Raw genomic sequence first — 6,709 nt, forward strand, 5'->3', positions numbered from 1 at the left:
GGTACCGGCGGGCCCGGTGGGCCGTCGTCCGGCGGGCCCGGGCGCGAGGCCCGCCGGCCGTGGTGGCGCTCCGGGAAGGGGCTGGCCCTGGCGGCGGGCATGGTGGCGGTGGCCGTGGTGGCCGCCGTGCTGATCGCCGACTACCAGGGCGGCCACAACCCGGCCGTGCCGGCCGTGAACGAGGTCGCCCTGCAGGCCCCGGCCGATCCCGGGCCGGACCCGTTCACCCCGTCGGTGGAGACCCGAGGGGCGAGTGCCCTCGCGCCTGCCCCCGTCGCCCCGACGGCGCAGCGGCCGGGCGGCGCCTCGCCCGGGAGCGGTTCGCCGGCCCTGTTCCACAGCGTCGAGGGCGGCTCCGCCGGGCTGTACGCCGGGACGATGGGCAAGCCGAGCTGCGACACCGAGCGCCTGATCGGGATGGTCTCGACCGGGGACACCGGGCGCGCCTGGGCCTCCGCTGCCGGCATCGCGCAGGCCGAGATCCCCCGCTATCTGCGCTCGCTGACCTCCGCCTACCTGCGGGTGGACACCCGGGTGACCAACCACAACCACAAGAGCGGCGGGGTGGTCGACTACCAGTCCGCACTCCAGGCGGGCACCGCCGTCCTGGTGGACGACCAGGGCGTGCCCCGGGTGCGCTGCTCCTGCGGCAACCCGCTGAAGCCGCCGTTGCTGGTGACCAAGGCCAAGTACACCGGGACGGCCTGGGCCGGCTTCCAGCCGACCGCACTGATCATGGTGGCGCCGCCACCACAGCCGGTGACCCAGATCATCCTGGTGGACATCGAGACCGGCGGGTGGTTCTCCCGGCTGATCGGACGGGCCGAGACCATGGACCAGCACGTCGAACCGCCGACGGGGCCGCTGGCGCCCGGCATCCCGCCGCCGAGCCCCTGGCAGCCGTCCACGCCCTCCGGCTCGGCGACGGGCTCGGAACCCGCCGCCCAGAGCTGACCCGACGCGCCCCGACCCCGGCTGCCACCGGCCACCACCTGGCCGATGGCAGCGGCACGCCTCAGGGCAGCAGCACCCTCGCGTCCTCGGGCCCGAGCACCCGGCCGTCCGCCGAGCGCACCTCGACCGGCGCGACGGGCGCGCCGGACTCGCGGTCCACCAGGCGCGCCCGGGGCTCCTCCTCCTCGAAGAACCACTGGTCGCCCCACTGCCGCAGCGCCGTGATCACCGGGAACAGCGCACGACCCTTCTCGGTGAGCACGTACTCCTGGTACGGGCTGCCATCGGCGGCCGGCGCGAGGTCGAACACCCCGTTGGCGACCAGGTTGGCCAGGCGGGCCGACAGGATGTTCTTGGCCAGGCCGAGGTTCTTCTGGAACTGCCCGAAGCGGCGCAGCCCGTCGAAGGCGTCACGGACGATCAGCAGCGTCCAGCCGTCACCGACGACGTCGAGCGGACGGGCGACCGGGCAGGCCGATTCCTCGTGCGTGATGCGTTTCGGCACTTCTTCCACCTCTCAGCGCTCACCGGTCGGCGCCCAGCGTACCGATCAGAACATGGTTGCTTATTGAAACCAGGATATGCCATGGTGCGATGGTAGCACTTTGAAACCACTGCGTCCTTCGAGGGAGCCCCGCCCATGACCTCTCCCGCCCGCGCATCCGCCTCCACCACGACCGCCTCCACCACGACCGCCGCCGACACGACCGGCGCCCCCACCGGGGCACCACCGCGCGGCCTGTCACCCGCCGTCGCCTGGTTGCTCTCCGTCGCCTGCGGCCTCGCCGTGGCCAACGTCTACTACTCGCAACCACTGCTCGACCTGATCGCCCGGGACCACGGCATCGACCCGGCGACCATCGGCCTGGTCGGCACCCTCACCCAGACGGGCTACGCCCTGGGTCTGCTGCTGCTCGTGCCGCTCGGCGACCACGTCAACCGCCGCACCCTGATCACCTCCCAGCTCGGCCTGTCCGTCCTCGCCCTCCTCGCCGTCGCACTCGCCCCCTCCGCTCCGCTGCTGCTCCTCTCGATGGCCGCCGTCGGCGTCCTCGCGGTCGTCGCCCAGGTGGTCGTCGCCTGCTCCGCCCAACTCGCCGCCCCGGGCGACCAGGGCCGGGTGGTCGGCACCGTGACCAGCGGCATCGTGGTCGGCATCCTGCTCGCCCGCACCGTCGCCGGAACCATCGGCGACCTGGCCGGCTGGCGCGCCGTCTACGTCGCCTCCGCCGTCGCGACCGCCGCCATGGCCGTCGCCGTGGCGGCGGCCGTCCCGTCCGAACGGCACCGGGCCGCCGAACGGATCGGCTACCCCCGCCTGGTCGGCTCGGTCTTCGCACTCTTCGCCCAGGAGCGCGTACTCCGGGTGCGGGCCGTCCTCGCGCTGCTCAGCTTCACCTCCGTCACCGTGCTGCTCACCCCGATGGTGCTCCCGCTCGCCGCGCCTCCCTTCGACCTCAGCCACACCCGGATCGGGCTCTTCGGCCTCGCCGGTGCCGCCGGCGCCCTCGGCGCCGGGTACGCCGGCCGCCAGGCCGACCGCGGTCGGGCCGAACGCACCGCCGGGACCGGCCTGCTGGCCATGCTGGCCGGCTGGCTCCCGGCCGCACTGCTCCCGCACTCGGTCTGGTGGCTGGTGCTCGCCATGGTGGTGATCGACTACGGCCTGCAGTCCGTCCACGTCGCCAACCAGCACCTCCTCTACCAGGTCCGCCCCGAGGCGCAGAGCCGCCTGACCGCCGGCTACATGCTGCTCTACTCCGCCGGGTGCGGCGCGGGCGCGATCCTGTCCACCGTCGTCTACGACCACGGCGGCTGGACGGCCGTCTGCCTGCTCGGCGCCGCCACCAGCCTGACCGCGCTCGGCTACTGGTGGACGGCGGCCCGCCGCTGACGGCCGCCCGACGCCAGGCCGTTCCGCTCCCGGCGGCTCGGCCCCAGGCCGCTCAGCTCCCGGCCACCGGCGCGTCCGCCGGCGACGCCGCGGCGAGGACCTCCCGCAGCGCCCGTATGCCCTCGCGCCAGGCCGGACCGCTCTCCGTCTCGTCCCACAGCTCCGCGAGCTCCGACTCCTGCGCCACCACCCGGTCCAGCGCCGCCACCGCGAGCGGGCGCAGCTCGGCGGCGAGCGGCGGCACCGGCTCCTTCGGACCGTACGCACTGGTCACCGCCGCCCCGCCCGGGCACTGCGCCGCCACCAGCGCGGCGGCGGCGACCGCCTCCACCGCCTCGTCGGAGTCCAGGAACTCCTCCGCCCCGACGGCGCACCGCAGCGCGGAGCGGAGCAGCGCCTCCCGCTCGCCCGGCGCCGCGTCGTCCAGACCGCCGCTGAAGTCCGCCGCCGAGTCGCTGTCGAAGTGTCCGATGTCCCAGGTGCCCATGCCGATCCCCTCACGCCGGTCGTGTTCGTGTGCGACGGATGCTTGCACACACGACTGACAATCCGCCGGACCGACGGATATTCGCTGGTCGGCGCGGTGACGGTAGGGCAGAGTGCGGCCATGACCACCACTCAGGGACTGGACCGGGACGGCTGCATCGCCCGGGAGGGCTCGCTCGACCGCGTGCCGCCGGCGTTCGCGCCGGTGGTCACCGCCGCCCGCGAGCGGATCGCCGCGGCCTTCGGCCCCGACCGGCTGCACAGCGCCTACCTCTACGGCAGCGTCCCGCGCGGCACCGCGACCCCCGGCGTCTCCGACCTCGACCTGCTGCTCGCCCTGCACCACGAGCCCACCCCCGCGGACCGGGCGGCGGCCGACGCCCTCGAAGCGGCGCTCGACGCCGAGTTCGCCCAGGTGGACGGCGTCGGCGTGCTGCTCTTCGGCACCGGCACCCTGCTCAGTGAGCTGGAGCGGCACGACCTGGGCTGGTTCGTCGCCTGCCTCTGCACCCCGCTGCTCGGCGAGGACCTCGCCGCCCGGCTCCCCCGCTACCGCCCCACCTCGCTGCTGGCCCGGGAGACCAACGGCGACCTCGCCCTGGCCCTGCCCAGGTGGCGCGAACGCGCGGCCGCCGCGGGTACGGACGTCGAACTGCGCGCCCTCGTCCGGGCCGCCTCCCGCCGCCTGGTCCGCACCGGCTTCACCCTGGTCATGCCCCGCTGGGGCGGCTGGACCAGCGACCTCGCCGCCTCCGCCGAGGCCTTCGCCGGCTACTACCCGCAGCGCGCCGACCAGCTGCGCCTCGCCGCCGGCACCGCCCGCACCCCCACCGCCGACCGGGCCACCCTGGCCGTGCTCGTCGACGACCTGGGCCCCTGGCTCGCCGCCGAGTACGCCGCCGTCCACGGCGTGAAGGCGCCCCGCCCGTGACGACGCCGGAGCACCACCCGCCGCTGGTCCGCGAGGTCTTCCCGGACCTGATCCGCGAGCCGGTCGACCTCCTGGAGCACGAGGGCGAGCGCGAACCGGCCGTCGCCGCCCGGGACCTCCGGCTGGTCGCGCGGTGCCGCTGCGGTGACGGCTTCTGCCGGAGCTTGCGGACGGAGCCGCGTCCGGACGGTCAGCCGTTCGGCCCGGCCATCGGTGCGTACCGCTCTCACCGGCCGACGGCATGCTCGCCCTGGACGTCGTGGACGGGCGGATCGTGTACGTCGAGGTCCTCGACCGGGAGCCCCTCACGGACATCCACCCCGGCCCTGACTGACGGCGCGGCGGAACCGACCGCCCCACCTCCGGGGATCTCAGTCCACGCAGGGAATCCCGCCCGCCTTCACCGCCGGCCCCTGCATCGGCAGCCCTCCCGCCGGGTCGGCGGAGGGGTCGGCCGCCGTGGCGGCGGCCGACGACACGGCGGTCGACGGCACGGCGGTCGACGGCACGGCGGTCGACGGCACGGCCGTCGGGCTCGGGGAGCGGGAGACGGCGAGGGTGAGCAGGATGCGGCCCGCGGGGACCGTCGTCGAGAAGAACGCGTTCACCCCGTAGCGGGCGGCGAGCTGCTGTGCGTCCGCCTTGGCCCCGGACCCGTACGCGACCGTGGTGGCCCGGGTCCTGGCCGCGGCGTCGCCGAACCGGCCCGCCTGGTAGCCGAGTTCGGCCAGCGCCCTGGACTCGTTGGCCGCCGCGCCCGCCCCCGCGGCCGCGTTGACGTCGACCACCGCCTTGGCCGCCACGCTCGGTGTGGCGGAGGGCGACGGATCCGGTTCGCCCGGCGCGTCCCCGGGCGTGGTGGTCGGAACGGCCACCGGCTCGTGGTTGAAGAGCTGCCGGACGATCTTCCTGATCAGGTCCGGGTTGACGATGTTGACCTGCTGCCCGCCGACCGTCTTGAACCCGCTGATCGGCAGGGTGTTGAACTCCACGTTGCCGCCGGTCAGGTTGGGCGTCTGCTGGGCGAAGTCGAGGATGTTCCACTCGTTGTCGATCACCACGTCCTTCTTCACCACCGCGAAGAGCTTCTGCATCTGCCCGAAGTCGTTCAGGATGCCCTGCTGCTTGAGCTTGTACTCGACGGAGGAGAGGAACGCCTGCTGCCGGTGGGTGCGGTCGAGGTCGCCGTTGGTGAGGTGGTGGCGCTGGCGGACGAACGAGAGCGCCTGCGCGGCATTCAGGGAGTTGATCCCGGCCGGGAGCCTGAGGCCGGTGCCGCCGCCCTCGTGGGTGGCGGTCCGGGCGGTGATCGGATCGTCCACCGGGTGGTTGAGGCAGACCTGGATCGGCTCCACCGCCTTGGCGATGTCGTAGAAGCCGATCAGGTTCACCTCCGCGAAGTGGTCGATCGGGATGTCCAGGAGGCTCTGCACGGTCTGGATGGTGGCCGAGCGGCCGGCCTCGCGGCTCTGCCGTTCCAGCTCCGCCCTGGAGAGCCCCTTGCCCGCGAGTTTCTGCTCGGCGGCCACCTTGGCGATGCCGTACGCCTCCTTGATCTTGTGCATCTTCCCGTCCGCACCGACGGTCTGCACGTAGTCGTCGCGCGGCACGGAGAGCGCGGAGACCCTGCCGCCGCCGGCCGGGATGTGCAGCACGATCAGGGCGTTGGTGTTGTACCCGCCGATCTCGCTGGAGCCGGCGTGCAGTTCGGCCTCCACGAACTGTTTGGGCAGGGCGTTGCCGTCCATGTCCTTGCGGCTGTCCAGGCCGATCAGCAGCAGGTTGACGGACTTGTCGAGGTGCGGCGGGGCGTTCTTCCTGGCCTCGCTCAGAGCGGTGGACTTGATCACGCCGTCGTCCAGGCTGCGGTACTCGAACCAGGTGAAGCCGCTGGCGCAGAGCACGGTGGCCGAGACGGTGCAGGCCAGGGTGCGCCCGGCGACGGTCAGCGGGGCGGCGCCACGGCGCGGGACGTGGCCGCGCTGACCGCGGACACCGGTACGGCTGTTGCCGCGCTCAGCCACGGCGGCTCCTTTCGGCCGGGGCAGGCGTCCTGCCGGTTCGTCGGCGCTCCGGCACCGCCTGGCGGCGGGCCGCCACGGCGCGGACCACGAACACCACGAGCGCCACCGCCACGGCCGCGGCCATCACCGGGAACGCCCCGACCACCCAGCGCAGCACGCCGGTACCGAGGTTCTTCCCCTGGTAGTTCCCGGGGTGCGCCAGGTACTCGACGCCCGAGGCGGTGAGCAGCACCACGACCGGGGCGGCCGTGACCACCCACCACCGGCCCGCCCGGCTGCACAGCACCGCCGCGGCCGCCGTTCCGAGCACCGAGCCCACCGCGAAGAGGAGGCCGACGCCCGGCCCGTCGAGTTCGTCCGCGACCGCCCCGAGCAGTGGCAGCCCGACCGCCGAGAGCGCGGCCGCCGCCCCGCAGCGCC

General features: G+C 74.2%; 7 protein-coding genes. 3 read left to right on the top strand and 4 right to left on the bottom strand.

What is annotated here, in order from left to right; translation table 11 throughout:
• On the top strand, positions 1-954 hold a 954-nt coding region (locus KS423_RS34400), incomplete at its 5' end, for a DUF6777 domain-containing protein (protein ID WP_224283679.1).
• 61 nt (positions 955-1,015) lie between these two features.
• Here KS423_RS34400 and KS423_RS34405 read toward each other — a convergent pair.
• On the bottom strand, positions 1,016-1,459 hold the full coding sequence (locus KS423_RS34405) for a helix-turn-helix domain-containing protein (protein ID WP_224283680.1): 444 nt from the start codon (positions 1,457-1,459) through the stop codon (positions 1,016-1,018).
• Positions 1,460-1,594: 135 nt separating this feature from the next.
• Between KS423_RS34405 and KS423_RS34410 the strand changes: the two genes are divergently transcribed.
• Positions 1,595-2,848: an MFS transporter gene (locus KS423_RS34410; RefSeq protein ID WP_224283681.1), complete on the top strand. Its 1,254-nt coding sequence runs from the start codon at positions 1,595-1,597 to the stop codon at positions 2,846-2,848.
• Between the two features lie 52 nt (positions 2,849-2,900).
• On the opposite strand, the gene KS423_RS34415 is transcribed toward KS423_RS34410, so the two are convergent.
• Positions 2,901-3,335: a DUF4259 domain-containing protein gene (locus KS423_RS34415; RefSeq protein WP_224283682.1), complete on the bottom strand. Its 435-nt coding sequence runs from the start codon at positions 3,333-3,335 to the stop codon at positions 2,901-2,903.
• A 120-nt stretch (positions 3,336-3,455) separates the two neighbouring features.
• Here KS423_RS34415 and KS423_RS34420 point away from each other — a divergent pair, with 120 nt between their 5' ends.
• Complete coding sequence (locus KS423_RS34420) at positions 3,456-4,265, top strand: nucleotidyltransferase domain-containing protein (protein WP_224283683.1); 810 nt, start codon at positions 3,456-3,458, stop codon at positions 4,263-4,265.
• Between the two features lie 371 nt (positions 4,266-4,636).
• Here KS423_RS34420 and KS423_RS34425 read toward each other — a convergent pair whose 3' ends face one another.
• A complete protein-coding gene (locus tag KS423_RS34425) occupies positions 4,637-6,289 on the bottom strand; it encodes an LCP family protein (RefSeq protein WP_224283684.1) in 1,653 nt (550 codons plus the stop codon).
• Positions 6,282-6,709, bottom strand: a 428-nt coding sequence (locus KS423_RS34430; RefSeq protein WP_224283685.1) for a DUF6542 domain-containing protein, incomplete at its 5' end; no start/stop codon positions are given. The genes KS423_RS34430 and KS423_RS34425, both read right to left, overlap by 8 nt.

It is taken from the genome of Streptomyces sp. LS1784 (assembly GCF_020103755.1).
GTDB lineage: Bacteria > Actinomycetota > Actinomycetes > Streptomycetales > Streptomycetaceae > Kitasatospora.

Bases quoted from the DNA above. Each gene is read 5' to 3' on its own strand.
- KS423_RS34410 (WP_224283681.1), top strand. From the start codon at position 1,595: ATGACCTCTCCCGCCCGCGCATCCGCCTCCACCACGACCGCCTCCACC.
- KS423_RS34415 (WP_224283682.1), bottom strand. From the start codon at position 3,335: ATGGGCACCTGGGACATCGGACACTTCGACAGCGACTCGGCGGCGGAC.
- KS423_RS34420 (WP_224283683.1), top strand. From the start codon at position 3,456: ATGACCACCACTCAGGGACTGGACCGGGACGGCTGCATCGCCCGGGAG.